10 protein-coding genes are annotated in these 21,708 nt (G+C 41.0%); all 10 read right to left on the bottom strand.

All coding sequences use genetic code 11. The features are described from left to right. Nucleotides 1–2: 2 nt before the first annotated feature. Entirely contained in the window at nt 3–680 is a 678-nt protein-coding gene (locus QWZ17_RS20935) for an ABC transporter ATP-binding protein (protein ID WP_290307261.1), read from the bottom strand. A gap of 362 nt (nt 681–1,042) precedes the next feature. Next, nucleotides 1,043–3,400 (bottom strand): ABC transporter permease, encoded by a 2,358-nt coding sequence (locus tag QWZ17_RS20930; RefSeq protein WP_290307259.1) that lies wholly within the window; start codon nt 3,398–3,400, stop codon nt 1,043–1,045. Nucleotides 3,401–3,660: 260 nt separating this feature from the next. Then, complete coding sequence (locus tag QWZ17_RS20925) at nt 3,661–6,090, bottom strand: ABC transporter permease (RefSeq protein WP_290307258.1); 2,430 nt, start codon at nt 6,088–6,090, stop codon at nt 3,661–3,663. Between the two features lie 257 nt (nt 6,091–6,347). Further along, complete coding sequence (locus tag QWZ17_RS20920) at nt 6,348–7,025, bottom strand: ABC transporter ATP-binding protein (RefSeq protein WP_290307257.1); 678 nt, start codon at nt 7,023–7,025, stop codon at nt 6,348–6,350. A gap of 125 nt (nt 7,026–7,150) precedes the next feature. Beyond that, on the bottom strand, nt 7,151–8,404 hold the full coding sequence (locus QWZ17_RS20915; protein ID WP_290307256.1) for an efflux RND transporter periplasmic adaptor subunit: 1,254 nt from the start codon (nt 8,402–8,404) through the stop codon (nt 7,151–7,153). 423 nt (nt 8,405–8,827) lie between these two features. Then, complete coding sequence (locus QWZ17_RS20910; RefSeq protein WP_290307255.1) at nt 8,828–11,212, bottom strand: ABC transporter permease; 2,385 nt, start codon at nt 11,210–11,212, stop codon at nt 8,828–8,830. Nucleotides 11,213–11,322: 110 nt separating this feature from the next. Continuing rightward, complete coding sequence (locus QWZ17_RS20905) at nt 11,323–13,701, bottom strand: ABC transporter permease (RefSeq protein WP_290307254.1); 2,379 nt, start codon at nt 13,699–13,701, stop codon at nt 11,323–11,325. A gap of 92 nt (nt 13,702–13,793) precedes the next feature. After that, nucleotides 13,794–16,217, bottom strand: coding sequence for an ABC transporter permease (locus tag QWZ17_RS20900; protein ID WP_290307253.1), 2,424 nt, complete (start codon nt 16,215–16,217; stop codon nt 13,794–13,796). A gap of 314 nt (nt 16,218–16,531) precedes the next feature. Next, on the bottom strand, nt 16,532–18,931 hold the full coding sequence (locus QWZ17_RS20895; protein WP_290307252.1) for an ABC transporter permease: 2,400 nt from the start codon (nt 18,929–18,931) through the stop codon (nt 16,532–16,534). A gap of 290 nt (nt 18,932–19,221) precedes the next feature. Then, nucleotides 19,222–21,684 (bottom strand): ABC transporter permease, encoded by a 2,463-nt coding sequence (locus QWZ17_RS20890; RefSeq protein ID WP_290307251.1) that lies wholly within the window; start codon nt 21,682–21,684, stop codon nt 19,222–19,224. Nucleotides 21,685–21,708: the final 24 nt, after the last annotated feature.

Genomic DNA, 21,708 nt, shown 5'->3' with positions numbered 1-21,708 from the left:
GATCAGAGTTGGTGTGATGATGCTATTTTACCGTCGAGCAGGTTAATGATGCGCGTACCGTACTCAGCATTTTTTTCGGAGTGGGTTACTTGTATAATGGTTACCTTATCTTCTTTATTAAGCTTGCGGAACAACTCCATGATCTCTTCGCCCTGTTTTGAGTTAAGGTTACCAGTAGGCTCATCGGCCAGTAACAGTTTAGGTTTGGCAATCAAAGCGCGGGCAATACCCACTAATTGTTGCTGACCGCCCGATAACTGCGCCGGGAAAAGATCCTTTTTGCCTACTATATTAAATTTATCCAAAATATCGGCCACCATGGCTTTACGCTCGCTGCTTTTAAAGTCCTGGTAAATTAGCGGGGTTTCGATGTTTTCATAAACGGTAAGTTCGTCAATCAGGTGATAGGCCTGGAAAACAAAGCCGATGTATTGTTTATACAATGCCGAGCGTTGTTTTTCTTTAAGCTGATGAACTGCCTGCCCTGCGAAATAATGATAGCCGCTTGATGGCTCATCAAGCATACCAATAACATTTAATAAAGAAGATTTACCAGAGCCTGAAGGTCCCATAATAGAGATAAATTCGCCTTCATCAACTTCGAGGCTCAGGTCATTAAGCACGTAATTTTTTAGTCCGCTTACCTGGTAGTATTTTGAAATATGTTGAAGTGATAACATTGTTGTTTGGTGGATTAGATGGTTTGTGAATTAGTGTTAGTCATTTTTTGTTGTAAACAATAATAGTGATCATTTTAGTATTAAAGTATCAATAATATACCAAAGTTTTAAACAATTGAATATCAATATATTAAATCAAAATCACTAATTAAAAACTGTACGCTTATGTAACAGGCAGCGTCCGTTTATGATACAATGGGGAAAAGAGTCAAGAGGTTAGAATCAAGAGTTAAGACAAAAACCGTAGGAGGGAAAAGAATCAAGAGACAAGCTTCAACAGAAATAAAAAGCGGGTCAGTTTTAATTGACCCGCTGATTTTGTTCCTGTCTTGATTCTTGATTCTAACCTCTATTCCCCCCTCCTATTCGTTCCGTAAGCTCTTGATCGGGTTTGTTAAAGCCGCTTTGATTGATTGAAAGCTTACAGTTCCCAAGGCGACTATAACAGTTAAGATGCCGGCAAGCAGGAATACCCATATTTCGATACTGACATGATATGGATAGCTCTTAAGCCAGGTATACATACCATACCAGGCTATTGGCGAGGCAATTATGAAAGAGATAATAACAAGCGTTAAAAATTCTTTAGATAACAACCCAGTTAAATTAGAAACTGATGCCCCTAACACCTTGCGCACGCTGATTTCTTTTTGACGGTTTTGAGCCATATAAGCCGCCAGTCCGAATAAGCCCAGGCACGATATAAAGATGGTTAAGCCGGCAAATAAACTGGCAAGGGTACCTACCTGTTGTTCATCGTTGAATTTTTTGGCGTATTCTTCATCAACAAAATGGTATTCGTAAGGATACTCCGAATTGAATTTTTTAAACACACCTTCGGCTCTCTTTAGGTTATCTGCAGTGCTGTTGTTAGGGTTCAGTTTATAATGAATTACGTTGAACCACGATTTTGGCCCCTGGATAATCATCGGCTTAACCGGTTGATAAGGCGATTGCAGGATAAAATCCTGTACAACCCCTACAACAGTACATGGCTTGTTGTTGCCGTTTTTAATAATCTGACCAACCGGGTTTTTAAAACCGATGATCTTAACCGCGGCTTCGTTCAGGATCATGGCGGTTGAATCTGTTGGGTAGGTAGCAATATCTATATCCCTGCCCGCTACAATGTGCAGGCCCATGGTTTTCACAAAATCGCCGTCGGCATTAAATACATTGAAATCTATCTTTTGGCTCTGGTCTTTTCCTTTCCAGTCAAATCCCCAGCTATCGCTCCAGCCTTCGGTCATCGGTGCGCTGGTTTTGGTTACAGATACCGCCGCGCCGCTGCTGATTAGTTCTGACCGGATCATTTTATAGTTTTTATCAATACTCCCCGACATCATGGTATAAACCAGGTTATTCTTTTTATAACCCAAATCGCGGTTTTGCGCATACCTCATCTGGTTATGAATAATAACCGTACATATAATGAGTACAATTGCGAATGTAAACTGTGTAACAACCAGTAATTTACGCGGCGTAACCAAAGCATTGGCCGCCTTAAAAGTTCCTTTCAATACACTAACAGGTCTGAAGGACGACAGGAAAAATGCAGGGTAACTACCTGCAACCAAACCGGTAAATAAAACAAAACTTAGCCCTGCAAGCCAAAAGTAAATGCTATTAAATGGTATATATAATTGCTTTTGCGTAAGCTGATTAAAGCTGGGTAAGCTCACCTGCACTATAACAATGGCAATGATACCAGCAATAAAAGCTAACAGAATACTTTCGCCCAAAAATTGGGCTATCAATGATCCTTTTTGCGCGCCTACCACTTTACGGATGCCTACCTCACGGGCACGCCTTTCGCTACGGGCGGTACTGAGGTTCATAAAATTAATACAGGCAATGAGCAGGATAAACAGGGCGATAATTCCAAACAGCCTTACAGAACCGATCTTCCCTCCTACAATTTTCCCGTTTTCAAATTTGGAATATAAATGCCATTTGCTGGCCGGGTGCATAAAAACCTCATCGTCTTTTTGATCGGAGTGCGATTTGGTAACATTGATAACCTGTTTGTTAAGCGCCTCTTCGGTAATGTTAGGTTTAGCCAACACCCAGGTTTGTACAGAATTATTGCCCCAGTAAGTATCATCGCCACCTGTTTTTTTGAGGTAGCTCCAGGGCATAAGATATTCAAAGTCAAAACGGGTGTTATTGGGTAAATCTTTCATTACGCCGGTAACCGTAAAGTTATCAACGCTATCTATCCTTACCACTTTGCCCATCGGGTCTTCGTTACCAAATAGTTTAATGGCTGTTTTTTCGGTAATTACCAATGAATTGACGGTAGTTAAAGCCGTTTTAGGGTTCCCCTTAATTAAGGGAAAGCTAAACATGGTTAAAAAACCGGGATCGGTAAAGTAGCCGGGCAGGTTAAGGTGTTTGTCGCCAATGGTAAATAAAAAATTGGATTGTGTTGTCCGCGCGGTTTCTTCAACTGCGGGGTAATCCTGTTTCAGCGTTTTACCTAATATTTTAGGGGTAGTATTCCAGCACCAAAGCTTACCATCAAAAACAGCCCGGTTATAAGCCACATACAAGCGCGATTTATTTTCATGAAACTGGTCATAACTCAACTCGTTCTGAATCCAGAATAAAATAAGCGCGGCGCTTGCCATGCCAATTGCCAATCCAGAAATATTGATGAGCGTGAATGATTTATGACGCCATAAATTACGCCAGGCTATTTTGATAAAATTTTTGAACATATGCAGATGAATAAAGGTGTTAAGTGAAGCTAAAAGCAGAATGCACAAAGCCTAAAGCTAATGTATTGTTTATCAGTATAAAGTATTTTCAGTTTGTGAAATTAATTCTCAAACGCTATGTAAGTAAAAATTCAAAGGTTTTTTAACTTACTATCAGACGGCAAAAAAACGCGATAGGTTGCATCGATCTTTAAATTTCAAAAAACTGCTACCTGACTATAGCCTTCTGCTAACTGCCCACTGCAAACCACAAACTGAAATTACTCGTTCTTCAAACTATCCACCGGATTGGCAACTGCTGCTTTGATGGATTGAAAACTAACGGTTACAACGGCTATCAGTAGCGCGGCGATGCCGGCCAGAGCTAATACCCACCATTGAATGTTTATGCGGTAAGCAAAATCCTGCAGCCACTTATTCATTGCATACCAGGCCAAAGGCGATGCTATTAGTATAGAAATACCAACCAGTTTTACGAAATCTTTTGAAAGCATGCCGGCGATGGCTGCAACACTTGCTCCCAATACCTTGCGGATGCCTATTTCTTTAGTGCGCTGCTCGGCAGCGTAAGCGGCTAAACCAAATAAGCCGAGGCAGGCAATGATGATAGCCAATGCGGTGAAAATGATAAAGATTTGCCCCGTGCGCTGTTCAGTACGATAGGTGGCATCAAAATCCTGATCCATGAAGGAATAATTGATCTGCACGTTAGGGTTTACATCCTTCCATACCGCGTTGATTTGCGACATTAGCTGGCTTAGATTATTGGTATTTAACCGGATGCTTAAGGCGCCGTTATTTTCGGCCAATGTCATTACCACCGGACTAACGTTTTCATGCAACGAGTTAAAGTTAAAATCTTTTACCACACCCAATACACGATACTGCTTGGTGTGTGCTAAATCGTGTTTGCTATCCGTGGCCTTATAAATAACACTATTTACAGGATCTTTAAAGCCCAGGAATTTAGCAGCTGCCTCGTTGATCATCACCCCGTCGGAATCGGTAGCCATATCTTTTGAAAAATTACGACCGGCAGCCATTTTCATACCCAGCGTACCAATGTAATCTTCATCAATTTGCCAGCTTTGCGGAAACAGGGATGTTTTTTCGTTAATGCTTGCGTCCCTGAAATAAATGGCGGTATTTTTCCAGCCGGAAGTTGGTAAAAAGCCGGTCATGGTAGCATTAATTACACCGGGTAATTCCTTAACCTTTTGCTTAAACAATTTAGCCTGCCCGTTAAGCTCAAAAACATTTTTTACTACAAGTACCTGGCTGCGGTTATAACCAAGGTTTTTGCTTTGGATATAGTTAAGCTGGTTGTAAATAACCAACGTACCGATAATGAGGAATATGGAGATAGAAAACTGAAACACCACAAAAAAACTGCGCAGCCTGCTGCCTTTAAACCCTGTGGCCAATTTACCTTTCAACACATCAACAGGTTGAAAAGCCGACAAGTAAAACGCGGGGTACGAACCGGATAATACACCTACAAACAAAGCTATAGCAACTAAAGCAGGTACAATCCATACCATAGACGAGGCATTGATAGCCAGCTCTTTACCTGAAAGCTGGTTAAATAACGGCAATAAAAACAAGGCGATTACGAAAGCCAAAACCGTAGAAATAATGGTAACCAATACCGATTCGGTTAAAAATTGGGCTATCAAATGCTTACGGGCCGATCCTAACACTTTGCGTACGCCAACCTCACGTGCCCGGTTTGCCGAACGCGCTGTTGATAGGTTCATAAAGTTGATACAGGCTATCAGCAATATGAAAACCGCTATCAGCAAAAATATATAAACGTATTGCGTGGTGCCATTTGCGCTCAACTCGCCAGAGATGTTTGATTTAAGGTGAATATCGGTAAGTGGTATTAAGTTAAGTCTGAAAAAACTACCTTGTTTCTCAAACTCGGCATAGCTTAAATTCAATTGGGCCTTCATTTGCGCGCCGCTAAACTTCTCTAACAAAGCCGGGAAGCTGGCTTCCAACTGTTTTGCGTATGATTTATCTTTTAAAAGCACATAGGTATTATAATCGCTGCGCAGCCACTCGGTTGAGCGGCTATCCGGGAAGGAGGACATCGATATAAAAAAATCGAAGTTAAAATGCGATTGCCGCGGTACATCCTTAATTACACCGGTTACTTTACAAAGTGTATTATCATTAAACAGCAGCGTTTTACCTACTACATTGGTACTGTTGAAATATTTTTGGGCGGTGGTTTCGGTAATAACAACACTGTTGGGCTCAACCAATGCCGATGCAGCATTACCATTAATCATAGGCAGGGTAAAAACGCTGAACAAAGACGGATCGGCAAAAGCAACCCGATTTTCAGAGATATTTAAAGTACCCTTTTTTACATGCGATGTGCCTGCATTTTTTAATCGGGTAGCGTTTTCTACAAATGGATACTCGGCAATGAGCGTTTTGGCTAAGGGAGCCATGCAAACCGCGTATTTCACGGCGTTATCGCCAAGTTTAAGATCTTCATTAACCCGGTAAATCCGGCTGGCCTTGTCATTGTATCTATCATAGCTCAGTTCATCGGCTACATATAAAACAATAAGCAGGCAGGTAGCCAACCCAAGGGCAAGCCCCATAATATTTATGGTAGTAAAGCCCCTGTTTTTACGAAGGCTTCTGTATGCTGTTTTGATATAATTTTTAATCATGATGTAGGTTCATTAGTTCGTTTAAAGAGCAAATTTGACATCATTGATTCATTCAGTCATTTCGCTGCGTTGTTATTATTCCATTTGTAGCTACTAATATAAACGCCATTTAATAATGACCTAATGATGCAACGCAAATGATTTAATGACAAAAAAATTGGTGTAAAACAAGCCAACCCTTCCCGTTTGGGAAGGGTCGCTTTTCACTATTAACTTATATAAACTATCTTTCTGTTGGGGGTAGAACGATTTATGGTTTAAACCATAATGTTTTCTACAACGGCCTGGCCGTCAAGCAACCTGATGATGCGGTGGCTGTAACGTGCATCATGTTCAGAGTGAGTAACCATAATGATGGTTGTTCCTTGCTCGTTAAGGTCTGTTAGCAGTTCCATTACGTCATTACCGTTGGTACTATCTAAGTTACCGGTAGGCTCATCCGCAAGGATCAGTTTTGGTTTGTTTACAACCGCGCGGGCAATTGCTACACGTTGCTGCTGACCACCCGATAATTGTTGCGGATAGTGGTTTCTGCGGTGCATGATCTGCATTTTATCCAAAACCTCCTCTACCCTTTTTACGCGCTCAGATGCCGGTACACCGGTATAAATTAATGGTAACTCAACGTTTTCAAATACGGTAAGCTCATCAATAAGGTTAAAGCTTTGAAATACGAAACCAATGTTGTGTTTACGCAAATCGGCACGTTTACGTTCGGTGAAATGAGCAACCTCAATTTCATTGAAAATGTAGCTGCCTTCATCCGGATCATCCAGCATACCTAAAATATTAAGTAATGTTGATTTGCCGCAACCAGATGGACCCATGATGGCCACAAACTCGCCCGTTGCAATTTCAATTGATAGCTTGTTTAAGGCTATGGTTTCTACCTCTTCTGTGCGGTAAAATTTTTCGAGATTAGTAATTTTTATCATTTGCCCCTCCTGAACCAGCCTTTTACAATTGGTTCTGTTTTTTGATTTGGTTTTATATTTTTATTTATTTAATCAATTTCTGTTTATAAGACGCTCACTGTCAGTGTTTCGTTGCAGTAGCTTAGCTACTTTTTGAGCACCAGTTCCTGTATATCACCATAGGTTTCATAGCTTGAGGTAATTACCTTATCGCCAGGCTGCAAACCATCTGTTACTACATAATAATCAGGACTTTGGCGACCAAGTTGTATGTTAACCTTGTAAGCTTTTTTACCGTCTTCACTTACTTTAAATATCCAGTTACCGCCTGTTTGCTGATAGAAGCCTCCTTTAGGTACCAAAACCGCGGTGATCTGATCGCTTAACGCTAAGGTTACCTGTAACGTTTGCCCTTTGCGGATGCCTTGTGGCACCGTGCCCACAAATTGCATGTCTACCTGGAAACGGCCCGCGGTAATAATGGTAAACACCTTTTTTATAACCAGGTTATAGGTTTTATCGGCAAATTGAAAGTTACCTTTCAAGCCGGGGAATACGCGGGACAGGTAATGCTCATCAATATCAACCCTTACTTTAAAGCCCGATTGTACATCTATCTGGCCTAAGTGTTCGCCTTTATTTTTGCTTTGCCCTACTTCGGCGTCCATATTGGTAAGCTGGCCGTCAATAGGAGCACGCAAAGTTAAAAGAGCAACTTTTTTCTGCATTAACTCAAGCGCGCTTCTCATTTGTGCATACTGCTCTTTTGATTGCGCATCCTGTTGTTTTACCAGCGAAGTATCCTGGGTAAGTATTTGGGTAGCCAGCTTGCGGCGGCTTACCTGGTAATCATAGGTATTTTTAGCCGATTGATATTCCTGTAAGCCTATCGCCTTTTGGTCAAGCAATCTTTTATCCAGATCATAAATGCGTTTGGCTTCTTTGTAAGCATTATCAACATCGGCCATGGTATTCAATTTGGCAATGGTACTTTGCGACGCGTTGTTATGTGATATCTGCATTTGTGTTTGCTGACCGTAAACTGCTGTCTCCTGGTTTGCTAAAGTTAATTCCAAATCCGTATTTGACATTCTTAATATAGGGTCACCTTTTTTCAGGGTAGCGCCATCTTCAACATATTTTTCTTCAACAACGCCGCCTTCAGATGCATCAAGGAAAATAGTGGTAAGCGGCATTACGGTACCATTAACCGGGATATTTTCCTGGAAAGGGCCTTTGGTGATAGTGCTTATAGTTATACGTTCGGTATCAACATCTAATTTACTTTTACCAGATGTGGCGTAAATAACCCCTCCAATCAATAAAATAATGCCTGTAATACCAGCTATAGTAAGTATTCGTTTGCTGTTCCAGGTCTTTTTTTCAATTTTTCTGTCCACTGTAGTTTGATATATTTTGAATAGTGATTACAAAAACACATGCCACAAATTAAAATACTGTATTTCAATAACTTAATACCACAATAGATATTTAAGGCGTACGCTTCTGTTACAGCAAGTGTCCGGTTATGATACACAAAAAACACAGCGTCTGATACACAAATAGCCCTTGATTTAGGCGTAAATTCTGCAATGTGCAGATATACAAATTCTAACCATTATGAATTTTCACCTCACAACTTATCTTTTTAAAGATAATGAATAATTGAATTATTGTTTCGTTGTAACGCTAAGAATATATAAAATAATCAATCCGAAAACAGCCATAAAGGCTATGTAATACCCAACAAAAAAGGCCGGGTGATTGATATTACACCCGGCCTTTTTCTCTTGATTCCTGACTCTAATTTCTTGCCTCTACCTTCATTCGCTTCTGAGGCTTTTAACCGGGTTACTCATAGCGGCGCGTATAGCCTGGAAACTGATAGTACCAAGGGCAATCACTGTCGCTAAAACACCAGCCCCTACAAATATCCAGGGACTTATGTCAATACGGTACGCGAAATCCTTAAGCCAGCTATGCATAAACCACCAGGCCAGCGGCGATGCGATAAAAAAAGATATGACTACCAATATCAAAAAGTCGCGCGAAAGTAAGTTAACAATACCGGGGACAGTCGCGCCCAATACCTTGCGGATACCTATCTCGCGGGTACGCTGCAATGTGCTATAGGATGCCAGGCCTAACAAACCAAGGCAGGAAATAAATATGGCCAATACCGCAAAATTGAGAAACAGTTTGCCAAAGCGCTGCTCCGCGCGGTATTGCCGGTCAAAAAATTCATCTAAAAAGTAATAGCTAAACGGTCTGTTGGGTATCAGCACCTTCCATTTATTTTCTATGGCGGCCAATGTTGAAGCTGTATTTTGGGTTGACATTTTTACGGAAATGAGCTGAATATTTTTCAGTTCGATGCGCATACTTAAGGGCTTAATAACTTCCTGTAACGAACGGAAATGAAAATCCTTCATCACCCCTACTATTTTACCCTCGCGGCCCCATTGTTTAAAACGCCTGCCAATAGCCTGCTGTGGCGAACTGTACCCAAATAACTTAACCGCCGCCTCATTTAATAACATAGCCTGGGCGGTGTCGGTACCAAACTCACGGGAAAAAGAACGGCCGGCAACCATCTTGATTTTAAACTGGTTTACATAATCCCAATCTACAAAATACAGATCAAGGTTGGCAATCTGCAGATCGCCTTTTTTGTTCTCTATCTCTGAGTATGCACCAGGGTTACCGCCACCGGGCACACTTGATGACATCGCCGTAGATTTTACACCCGGAACGGAAGCAAGCGCCTCTTTAAGGGCATTACCGGCGGGATCGCCATTGGTATCCAAAACAAGCATCTGGTCTTTACTAAAACCCAGATCGCGGTTTTGCATAAAGCTCATTTGGCTGTACACCATAATGGTGCCGATGATCAAAAATATTGAAATACTAAATTGCGCGATAACCAGGGTTTTGCGCAACGTATTGCCTTTATTACTGCTGGCAAAACGTCCTTTTAATACCGACACCGGCATATATGATGATAACACCAGTGCAGGATAAATACCGGCTATAAAACCAATGGCCACCGCTGTACAAAAAAGAATAAGCACATAATACCAGTTACTGAATATTCCTGTACTGATAGTTTTACCCGCCAATTGATTAAATAAAGGCAACAGCAAAACGGAGAGAATAATGGTAAACACAAAAGCGATTAAACACAGCACCACCGATTCGCCAATGAACTGGCTGGCCAATTGCGATTTTTCGGCACCAACCACTTTACGGATACCAACTTCCTTGGCGCGTTCAACAGAGCGGGCTGTGGTAAGGTTAACAAAGTTGATGCAGGCTATCAGCAAAATAAAAACGGCAACTATACTAAAAATATAAACATTGGTAATACTGCCAGATCCTCCCTGCGCATCGCGTTTTGAATGCAAATAAACCCACTTTAAAGGCTCCAGAAATAATTTGTACGACATGTGCATTTTACGCTCTTCGTCACCATTTCGGCGTTCTAAAAAAGCGGGTAACCGGGCTTCCAACCTTTTAGGATCGGTGCCGGGTTTAAGCAGTAAATAGCTTGATGCCCCAAAATTGCCCCATGATTTATCCAGGTCTTTGTTGAACTTTTGCGTGAGCGATACCATCGAAATAAGCATATCAGCCTTAATCTGCGAGTTTTCGGGCATATCCTGCATTACTCCGGTTACTTTGGCGGGTATGGCATCGCCGGTCAGTAAAACAGTTTGGCCAATTGGGTCGGCATTACCAAAGTATTTTTTTGCCGCGCTTTCTGTAAATACAATGGTCGCTATTTCGGATAAGGCGGTTTTAGGATCGCCTTTAATCAGCTTGAAATCAAACACTTTAAAAAAGCTCGAATCGGCAAAGGCCGATTTCTCCTCCTGGAATTTTACGTTACCTTTTTTAACCAAAAAGCTACCACCGCTTACCCGTACAAATGACTCCACCTCCGGAAAATCGGCTTTAATATTAGGCGCGAAGGGCCAGGCTGTTACACCGGTATTGATCGTCTCTGTAGGCGTTTTAATATCTGTCACCAGACGATAAATCCTATCGGCCTTGCTATGAAATTTATCATAACTCAGCTCAAAACCCACGTACATAAAAATAAAAAAACAGGCCGTTATCCCTATGGATAGGCCTGTTATATTAATAAGCGAAAACACCTTATGCTTCCACAGGTTTCGCAAAGCGATTTTGAAATAGTTTTTTATCATAATGTTTCAAACTCTAAGTTTTAATTTCTAAACCCTAAATTAAAGTCCACAAATGAGAGGCTCTACGTCCAAAAAAATGACTCAATGACGCGAAGCAAATGACCCAATGACTATTCTGACCGCAAACTTTTCACCGGGTTGGCCAATGATGCCAGTACCGAGCGATAACCTACTGTTATTGTGGCGATGATGAACGTTAATAAAATGGACTCCAGGAAAATAACCGGACCGATGGTTATGCGGTATTGAAAATCCTTTAAATAATTATGCATTGCCCACCAGGCCAATGGAGCGGCTATCACAAAAGCGATGAGCAGTAAAAAGGTAAACTCCTTGCCAAACAACCACAAGATATTCTTGATTTCGGCGCCAAGCACTTTGCGTACGCCAATCTCTTTGGTTTTGCGCACAGCCATAAACGATACCAGGCCGTATAAACCAAGGCAGCCTATCACAATGGCAATACCTGCAAATGCTTCTATCAGCGTTAACAGAATGGTATCCATCTGGTAAAACTTCTTGATCGAATCGTCTAAAAATTCGTAAGAGTAAAATTCCTCGGGGAAGGTTTCATTCCAGATTTTTTCAAATGATGCTAAAGACGCTTTAGCATTACGCATATTAATTTTAATAGCCACCGTTGAGTAACCATCATAATTTGGCATCATACATACCGGCGAAATTTCGGTATGGAAAGAGTAATTGTAAAAATCCTTTACCACGCCTACTATTGGCGCTGTGGTATGTTTACCATTTATTGACAGGGTTTTACCGATAACGTCCTGCGGTTTCAGATGCAGTTTTTTTACAAAGGTTTCGTTAACCACAAACTCCCGAGTGGTATCGGCCGGAAAAAAATTGCGACCGGCAACCAATTTAAGACCGAAGGTGGCGAGGTAATCCGCATCGGCAGTTTTGGTATTGATGCCCCAGTGTTCGTCTTCGGCGCGGTGATCGTAATTAACGCCCGTGGTATTGTTTGATTGCGATGCAGGCGCACGGTAACAGTAGGAAACTTTTTCGACACCCTGAACCTCATTCAACCGGTTTTTCATGGTGCTTAGTTTGGCCTTATCATTTGATGGCACGGGCAATAAAACTATCCCATCCTTTTTAAAACCAAGATCGGCCGTTTGCGAATAATGCAATTGCGATACGATAATGATAGTGCCAATAATAAGCACCTGCGAAATGGCAAATTGTGTTACCACCAAAATACGACGTAATGAAAACCCACCAACATGTTTTTGCGATAATTTACTTTTTAGCGCCATAATAGGCTGAAACCTGGCCAATACCAAACCCGGATATGAACCTGATAAGAAAATGACCACAATGCCTATTAAAATAATAAACACAGATAATTCGCCCTTATCAAAAGCCATTTCCGACTGAAAGAGATGGTTAATGGCCGGCAATGCCACGTACGATATACCGATGGCAAATATCACCGCAACTATGGTAATTAAAGCGGTTTCGGCAATAAACTGCCAAAAAAGCTGGTAAGGCAAACTGCCCAACACCTTGCGGATGCCAACTTCTTTTGAACGGTTTAATGCCTGTGCCGTAGCCAGGTTTACAAAGTTTACGCAGGCTGTGATAATCAAAAACAGACCGATAAAAAATAAAGCCCACAGATATTTTTTTTCCGCATAGCCATCAAGCTCGGCGTTAAAGTGCATATCGTTAAGCGGTTGTAGTTTAAAAAACCAAACCTTTAAATCCCTACCTGTATAATGCTTTTTAACAATGTCGGCAAGCGCTTTTTCACCTTGTTCTTTTGATACGCCGGTTTTCAGCTTTGTAAATGCTTCGCTACCGCTGTACACGCCGCCCCAGTTTTCCTCGCGACGTTTATCGGTATATTCATCCATGTTACCGTACGAAACATAAATTTGCTGCCTGCGGTCTGTATTAGGCGGCAAATCCTTCAAAATCCCGGTAATGGTGAAATTGATTTTATTATCAAGGCGAAATACTTTACCAATAGCATCCTCAGTACCAAAATATTTCAGCGCCATTTTTTGTGTGATAATAGCTTCTCCAGGCGCTACCAATACCGTTTTTTTATCCCCTTTTACCAGCGGAAAATTTAAGATATCAAAATAGGGAGTTTCGGTAAACGCGATGCCATCTTCCTCCTGAAATTTTTTGATCTCGTTGCCTTTAGTAATGGTGATTAAAGGGTTACGAAAATTGATTACCCGGGCAGTTTTTTCGCCCAATGCAAAATCATTTCTGAAGGTTTTACCCAAAGGCTGCGGTACTCCGTTTGATTTACCAATACCATCATCATGCCATTCGGTATACAGCCTAAAAACCCTATCCGGGTCTTTATGAAAGGTATCAAAACTTAAGTGATAAGTGATCAATGTAAAAATGAGTATGCCGCAGGCAATACCCAAGGCCAAACCTATAACACTTATAAAAGCATATGCCTTGTTACGCTTTAAATTTCTCCAGGCAATTTTAATATAGTTTTTTATCATCTTTTTGGTTCATTCGTTCACTCGTTCATTAGTTCATTTGTACTGCAAGTTGGGCCATGCAAATAAATTGCAAACTGCCCACTGACAACTGCCTACTCACTACGCAGGCTTTTAACCGGGTTAGCCAGCGCGGCCCTTACTGCTTTGTAGCCAACGGTTACCCAGGCAATAAATAGTGATGTTGCTATTGCCAGCAGGAAAATCCAGGCGCTAATGGAAATCCGGTAAGCAAAGTTTTGCAGCCAGCCCGTCATGATGTACCAGGCGGCGGGCATGGCTATCACAAACGATATGGCAACCAACACCATAAATTCTTTTGAAAACAGGAATACAATACTGCTTACCGATGCACCCAATACTTTGCGAACGCCAACCTCCTTCGTACGCTGTACGGCCATAAATGATACCAGGCCATATAAGCCAAGGCAGGATATAAAAATGGCTGTACCGGCAAATATTTTATAAACCAGGGCCATCTGATTTTCTGTTTGGTAGAATTTGGCGATATTGTCGTCAAGGAAATAACCATTATAGGCATATTCGGGATAGGTTTGCTCCCACATTTTTTGTAGCTGGGAAACTGTTTGACTTAATGACCTTGTTTCGATTTTGATGGCCACTATTCCGCTAAGCTTTTTAGACGGACTAATGATTATAGGCTTTACCGTTTCGCGCAGCGAGTTAGTTTTAAAATCTTGTACCACACCAACAATAGGTAACCACCTTTTTCCGCCGCCTAAATTTACTTTTTTGCCAATAGCGGCCTGGGCGTTTTGGATGCCAAGTTTATGAATAAAGGTTTCGTTTACAACTACCTGTTTAGCAGTATCACTTACATCATATCCCTGGCCGGCTACAAACCGTAAACCAAAGGTTTTAAAATAATCGGCATCGCCAAATTTAAGGAAAGTATTAAACCCGGGATCTTTAGTTGAATTGTCAAATAAAAAGTTGGTGGCCCAATTGTTTTCTGATGATGGTGGATCGGATGCGAAACTCACCTCTTTAACATTGGAATTTGCTAATAATTGCTGTTTAAATGAAGTGATTTTGGCTATGCTGATACTATCGGTATAACCAGGAATTACCAGTACCGCGTTTTTATTGAAACCCAAATCGGCCTCGTTAACAAAATTCATTTGTTTTACCGCTACGATGGTTCCTATCATCAGCAATTGCGAAATAGCGAACTGCCCCACCACCAACGCCCTGCGTAATGGAATACCGCCTATTGAGGCCGCCGTAATTTTATTTTTTAGCGCCAATACAGGTTTAAAGCCCGATACAACCAGCGATGGGTAAATGCCTGAAAGTAAAATCACAACAATCATAACCACCACTAAGAACAACATGTTACCCGTGGTAAACAAGCCTATACTATCTGGTACATTGGCAATGTTTTTTAATTGGGGCATGGCAAATTTAGCTACGATGAGCGCCAGCAATACCGAGAAGAACACAACCAGGGTAGTTTCGCCAATAACCTGCAAAATTAATTGCTTGCGGGTACTCCCTAATACCTTGCGAATGCCCACTTCTTTTGACCGACCTACAGATTGTGCCGTTGACAGGTTAATAAAGTTGATAGATGCCATAAAAATGATGAGCAACGCGATGAACGATAGCGTGCGCAAAGTAGCTTTGCTGGTGCTATGATCTGCAAGCGGGTTACCAAAGCGGGTATCAAAATGCAAATCGGCAAAAGGCTGGGCTAATAAATGGGTTTCTGATATGCCTTTTTTAAAGTGTTTCCTTGAAAATGCCTCTAACTGGCCGTCAATATTAGCCTGGGTTGTATTTTTGGGAAAAAGCATGAACACCTGGTGGTTACTACCGGTAGATCCCCATTGGTCATTGTAATTATAATCCTTACCATGCTGTTTCCAGTTAACAAAGGATACCATTACTTTAAAAGGAAAATCGCTATTAGCGGGTGCATCCTCAATAATACCGGCAACTTTAAGCGTCATTACGTTATCCATTTTAAGGATTTTGCCCATGGCATTTTTCCAGTCGCCAAAATACTTGGTGGCTGTGCTTTGATCAATAACCACCATATCGGGCTGAGCCAATACCGATGCTGAGCCGGCCAGCCATTTTGAACTGAATATGTCAAAAAACTGCGGCTCAATGAATAGTACACCAAGATTTTCGGTAAACTTTTTGTCGCTTGTTCCACCCGCGTTGTTACCATCGGGCACTGTAAGCTGACTGCCATAGCTACTGTTTAAGGCAGCCACCTTGGCCTGCGGAAAATCGAGCCTTAAGGCCGCGGTAGCCGGAACGGTAATGCCCGGATTATAGGTAACCTCGGCTTCATGCTTTTCCTGCGTTACAATATGATATACGTTTTTGTAATTGGGTTGAAAGGTATCAAAACTCAATTCAAATTTGATAATCACAAAAATGAGCAAACAGGCCGCTATGCCTACGGTAAGGCCAGCAATGTTAATACTCGAATAAGCTTTATGCCTGATGATGTTACGCCAGGCAATTTTTATATAATTTTTGATCATTTTAATCTGCAGATTTTGGTGAACAATGTAAAAGCTATACCAAACTACCAACATATTAAAAATCAACACATTACAAAACAACAAACAATACGAATGTGTTCGTAAGTGTAACAACCTGTGTACGATAATGATACAGTGGTTGGAAAAGATTCAAGAATTAAGAGTCAAGAACTAAGACAAAGTTTTTTCTAAAACCATCTTTTATGACAAACATCGCCGCGGTACGCGATAACGGAAAACTCAATTTTAAATATTCAAGCCATTTAACGATGCTAATCTTGATTCTTGACTCTTAATTCTTGACTCTTTTCCCCCTACTCATTCCTTAAGCTATTTACCGGGTTAGCCATTGCAGCCTTAACTGATTGAAAGCTAACTGTTATAAAAGCAATAAATACAGCTACAAACCCCGCGAGTGCGAATACCCACCAATGAATATCAATGCGATACGCAAAATCCTGCAGGTATTTACTCATGGTAAACCAGGCTATGGGTGTTGCTACCACTATGGCTATGATAACCAGTCTTATAAAATCTACAGAAAGTAACGTAGTGATATTAGCAACCGATGCGCCTAAAACTTTGCGAATGCCTATCTCTTTGGTGCGTTGTATGGTTAGCAGCGTAATTAACCCTAACAAACCAAGGCAGCTTATAAAAATGGCAATAATGGCGCTTGAAGTAATGAGTTTGTTTAGAAGATCTTCTTTCTGGTAAAAGTCATTGATCTGCTCATCCAGGAAACGATATTCAAAAACATTGTCTGGGAATACTGTTTGCCATGTTTTTTGAATATGCGCTATGGCGGTCGCCCGGTTGCGCATATCTATCCGAATGCCGGTATACTGGTATTGCGCACGTAGTGTACTTATGTACGATGGTTCAATGGCCTTGTATAATGATTTGGCATGAAAATCTTTAACCACACCTACAATGATACCCGGCTTGTCGGTAAAGTCCCCTGCGGTAAATTGATGACCTATCACCTGCCCAGGATCTTTAAAGCCCAATTGTTTAACCAATTGCTCATTCACCAGGTATTCTTTGGCCGAGTCTGCTTCGGCAATATTGCGGCCTGCAATAATGCGCAACCCAAATGTTTTAGCGTAACCGGCATCTCCCATCAGGGTACGTCCTACAAACTTCTCCCAATCCCGGCCCTCATATTTTATTGACCCACCCTTATCGGCCGTTGATGACGGTGCCCTGTAACAAAAGGAAACCGCATTGATAGCCGGATTTGCCAGAAGCTGGTTGCGGAAATAATCTGTTTTGCTTTTATCAAAATCGGGCAAAGGGAGCATTACAACTCCCGTTTTATTGAAGCCAAGATCAGTAGTTTTAAGGTAATGCACCTGCATTGTTATGATAATGGTGCCCACAATAAGTACCTGCGCAATTACATTCTGAATAACTATTAAACCTTTACGACTAAACCCGGCAGCCTGTGTAGCACCGTTTAGCTGGTTCTTTAAAGCATTGACAGGTTTAAACCTGCTCAATACCAATGCCGGGTAAAAACCAGCAGCCAGCGTTATTAAAACTAAAGCTATAACGATAAAAGCGAACAGCATTTTATCATGGCTCCAGTTAAAAGTAAGCGTAGTTTGCAGCCACGAATTTAAAACAGGCATACATATCCATACCGTTAACACTGCTATAATGCCGGCAGTTAAAACAATTAAGAAGGTTTCGCTGATAAACTGGTTGAATATGGCGGTGGGTGTACTGCCTAATACTTTGCGTGTACCTATCTCCTTAGTGCGCTTAAAGCTTTGCGCCGTAGCCATATTAATGAAGTTAACACAGGCTATTACAATTAATAACAAACCAACAATGCCTAAAGTAGTTAATAACGATTTTTGAATTACGCCGCTGTACCTGCCATCAAAATGTATTTCATTAATGGGTTGCAAAGAGTAATGGAAAATTTTCGACATATCCTTATCCAACAGTTTGGCAATACTGGCCTCCACTGTTTTGGGTGAAAGATTTGATGGCAATTGCAGGAATACCACATTACGCGAATCTTCCCAGGCCCAGCTTTCCTGGAAATCTTTTTGAACATCGGGGTAAAGTGTTTTTATAGCTTTAAGCGATAAAAACATGTCGCATTTAAAATCGGTATTGTCGGCATTATCGGCCAGTACGCCGGTGATCTTAAAATTATGCTTACTATCCAACCTTATTACCTTGCCTGCCGCGTTGATAGTGCCAAAGTACTTTAATGCGAGTTTTTGGGTGATGACCGCATTATCGGGATCATTAAAAGCAGTTTGATAAGTACCCGACAACCAGGTATAATCTAACATGTTGAACCAATGCTGATCTGCAAAACCTACGTTTTCTTTTTCGTAAAATAGCTTTTTACCCGAGTCATAGGTATTTGAGATTGAGATAGTAAATGAACGCTTTTGAACCAATATGCCAGCATCGGTAATCTGTGGTAATTCGGCCTTAATTGCACGGGCTAACACCATTGGCGCGCCTTTTTCATAAAGCGTGGTACCATCATCAAGGTGCATTTGCTCAACGACCTTATAAAGTGATTTGGCGTTATGATGATAAGTATCAAAACTTAGATGATAACTGATAAATTGATACAGAATAATACTGCAAGCCATCCCCAATGCCAGGCCAAACACATTGATCAAAGTATAAAACTTATGCTTATAAAGGTTACGCCAGGCTATTTTAAAATAGTTTTTTATCATACAAATATTATTTATACGATAATACTCAAAACCTTTTAAATGAGTAGTTAATTTTTGTTAAAACCCAGGGGAGGGAAAGAATCAAGAATTAAGAGTCAAGAATCAAGATGGGAATTAGTAAAAAATCAACGTTGTAAAGTTAAGTTAAAACAATGCGTCATTGCGTAGGAAGGAATGACGCATTGTTTTTTTGTTACATCTTTTGTGAAATCATAAATCGATCAAAATCTGAACCACCTCAGTTTTTCCTATCTTGATTCTTGACTCTTAATTCTTGATTCTCCTCCTCTTTATTCGCTTCTTAAGCTTTTTACAGGGTTGGCAACCGCGGCTTTTACTGTTTGGAAGCTAAGGGTAAATAAGGCGGCCACCAGCATGCCGGCGCCACTTAACACAAATATCCACCAACTGATGGTTGTGCGGTCGGCAAAGTTCTCCATCCATTTATTCATAGCGTACCAAGCTATTGGCGTTACTATAACGAAAGCAAGCACTATCAATACTATTAACTCCGACGATAGCATGGTAACGATCTGAGCTACCGAAGCGCCCAATACTTTACGCACACCGATTTCTTTGGTGCGCAATGTAGTTGTATACATAGCTAATCCTAATAATCCTAAACAACTGATGAATATGGACAATCCCGTTGCCCACGTGAGCAAAGTTGATGTATGCTGTTCTGTTTCGTAAAACTTCTCTATGTTTTTATCATAAAAACTATAATCGAAATCATCGTCGGGATAAAGCTCTTTCCACGATTTTCCCATGCTGCTAATCGCTTTTTTCCAATCGTCGCCACCAGCTGTTTGCGGTTTCAGGGCGATGTGGAATGTTCGGGTTGCCCATTTATTGGTAGGCAATAAAATAACTAACGGCTGAATGGCCGAATGCAGCGATTTCTGATAAAAATCGGCCACAACACCTACAATCTCATTGTTATGATCGTTATAATTCAGCATTTTGCCGATGGCATCTTGGGGAGTTTTAAAACCTAAGATCTTAGCATAAGTGTTGTTGATAATAAAAGCTTTTGATGAATCGCCCTGGCGAATGTTGCGACCGGCAAGCAGCTTTATTTTATAAACGTTGATATAATTTTCGTCGCCATACTTTTGTTGTACATCTGTCTTAATTTCCTTTTTGCCATCTTTATAAGTCATTTCGGTACTGTTGGTACTGCCCGATGACGGTGGTGCACCACCAATGCTCATTAACTCAACCTGGGGCATAGCGGCCAGTTTATTTTTGAATACCTGCTTGGTACCGGGATTCATGTTTTTGTAAGGTATAGTTATATTAACAATGGCGTCCTTTTTAAATCCAAGATCCTTATGCAGTGCATAATATATTTGCTTGCTTACCAAAATGGTAGCCATTATAAAAAACTGGGCAATAACAAACTGTGTTACCGTTAACGATTTACGCAATATAGCGTTACGTGTTTTACTTGTACCAGAATGTGCCTGGTTTTTAAACACATCTACTGGTTTATACCCCGATAATACCAAGGCCGGGTAAAAGCCAGATAGAATACTTACCACAAAAACTAACCCAATCATAAATACAAGAATGTTAGCGTGATGCAGATAATCGATAGAGATACCTTTAGGGGTAAAATCGGCAAATAGCTTTAAAATAAAAGGCGCTACTAATATGGCAATGATCACAGCGAACAGCGTTACAAGAAATGTTTCGCTTAAAAACTGGCTCATCAGCTGCGCACGGGTACTACCCATAGTTTTACGGATACCAATCTCTTTGGCTCGTTGTGAGGCTTGAGCTGTAGTTAGGTTCACAAAATTGATACAGCCTAATATGAGCAAAAACGCGGCTATAACCAATAAGCCATATAACGTTGTTTTACTTGCGGTATGGCCACCATCAAAGTTATTGTAGTCCTTGTTAAAATGGAGGTCATTTAATGGCTGCAAATGAAATTGCTGGGTATTCCCCGCATCTTCCTTTTTAGGCGGATTATGTTTTTTCAATAACGCGTTCAACTGCTTCTCAACATTGGACGGCAAAGCATTATCTGCCATTTTAACAAACAGTACGGAAGAAGATGTTGTGCTGCCCCATTGCGTTAGTTGCAAATTATCTTTTAATGCCGGATTATTTAAAGCAGTGCTGTAGGATATAAAATCATGAAAGGCAAAGTCGGTATTTTCAACCGGGGTTTGCACAATGCCGGTTACAGTTGTTTTGATGCTATCGTAAGTAACCGTTTTCCCTAACATTTGATTGTAAGATAACCTTGGGAAATATATTTTAGCCTGATCTGAGGTTAAAACTACCTGGTATGGTTCATTCAGTGCCGTTTTTGCCGATCCGGCAAGCCAGTTATAATCAAACAGGTTAAAATATCTGGCATCGGCCAAAACCAGGTTGTCCTGGTCTTTAAACCTGGTAGGCACGTCGGTTTTATTGGCTATAAAAACGTTCATCCCGCCGGTCGTAAAAAAAGGCACCACATCTTTAACACCGGTAACTTCGGCCTTCACAGCAGCAGCCAGCGGACCTGTAACACCGCCATTATAACCTACATTGCCCGAGAATGAATATTCGGTAACTACCCGGTAAATCTTTTCGCTATCCCGGTGATTTTTATCAAATGAAAAATCATAATTTACAATAACGTAAATTACCAACGCGGCACTGATACCGATTGATAAACCCACAATATTGATCATAGTAAACAGCTTGTGCCTCCCGAAATTGCGAAACGCGATCTTAAAATAATTTTTAATCATGATCTATAAATTCTAAAAAATAAA

The sequence above is a fragment of the Mucilaginibacter flavus genome (assembly GCF_030409315.1).
In the GTDB taxonomy this organism is placed as follows: domain Bacteria; phylum Bacteroidota; class Bacteroidia; order Sphingobacteriales; family Sphingobacteriaceae; genus Mucilaginibacter; species Mucilaginibacter flavus.
This window is presented reverse-complemented; position numbering and strand designations above follow the sequence as displayed.

Excerpts from the sequence above, each read along its gene's own strand:
- QWZ17_RS20935 (WP_290307261.1), bottom strand. The coding sequence starts at position 680 with ATGTTATCACTTCAACATATTTCAAAATACTACCAGGTAAGCGGACTA.
- QWZ17_RS20895 (WP_290307252.1), bottom strand. The coding sequence starts at position 18,931 with ATGATAAAAAACTATTTTAAAATAGCCTGGCGTAACCTTTATAAGCAT.
- QWZ17_RS20930 (WP_290307259.1), bottom strand. The coding sequence starts at position 3,400 with ATGTTCAAAAATTTTATCAAAATAGCCTGGCGTAATTTATGGCGTCAT.
- QWZ17_RS20910 (WP_290307255.1), bottom strand. The coding sequence starts at position 11,212 with ATGATAAAAAACTATTTCAAAATCGCTTTGCGAAACCTGTGGAAGCAT.
- QWZ17_RS20900 (WP_290307253.1), bottom strand. The coding sequence starts at position 16,217 with ATGATCAAAAATTATATAAAAATTGCCTGGCGTAACATCATCAGGCAT.
- QWZ17_RS20905 (WP_290307254.1), bottom strand. The coding sequence starts at position 13,701 with ATGATAAAAAACTATATTAAAATTGCCTGGAGAAATTTAAAGCGTAAC.
- QWZ17_RS20920 (WP_290307257.1), bottom strand. The coding sequence starts at position 7,025 with ATGATAAAAATTACTAATCTCGAAAAATTTTACCGCACAGAAGAGGTA.
- QWZ17_RS20925 (WP_290307258.1), bottom strand. The coding sequence starts at position 6,090 with ATGATTAAAAATTATATCAAAACAGCATACAGAAGCCTTCGTAAAAAC.
- QWZ17_RS20890 (WP_290307251.1), bottom strand. The coding sequence starts at position 21,684 with ATGATTAAAAATTATTTTAAGATCGCGTTTCGCAATTTCGGGAGGCAC.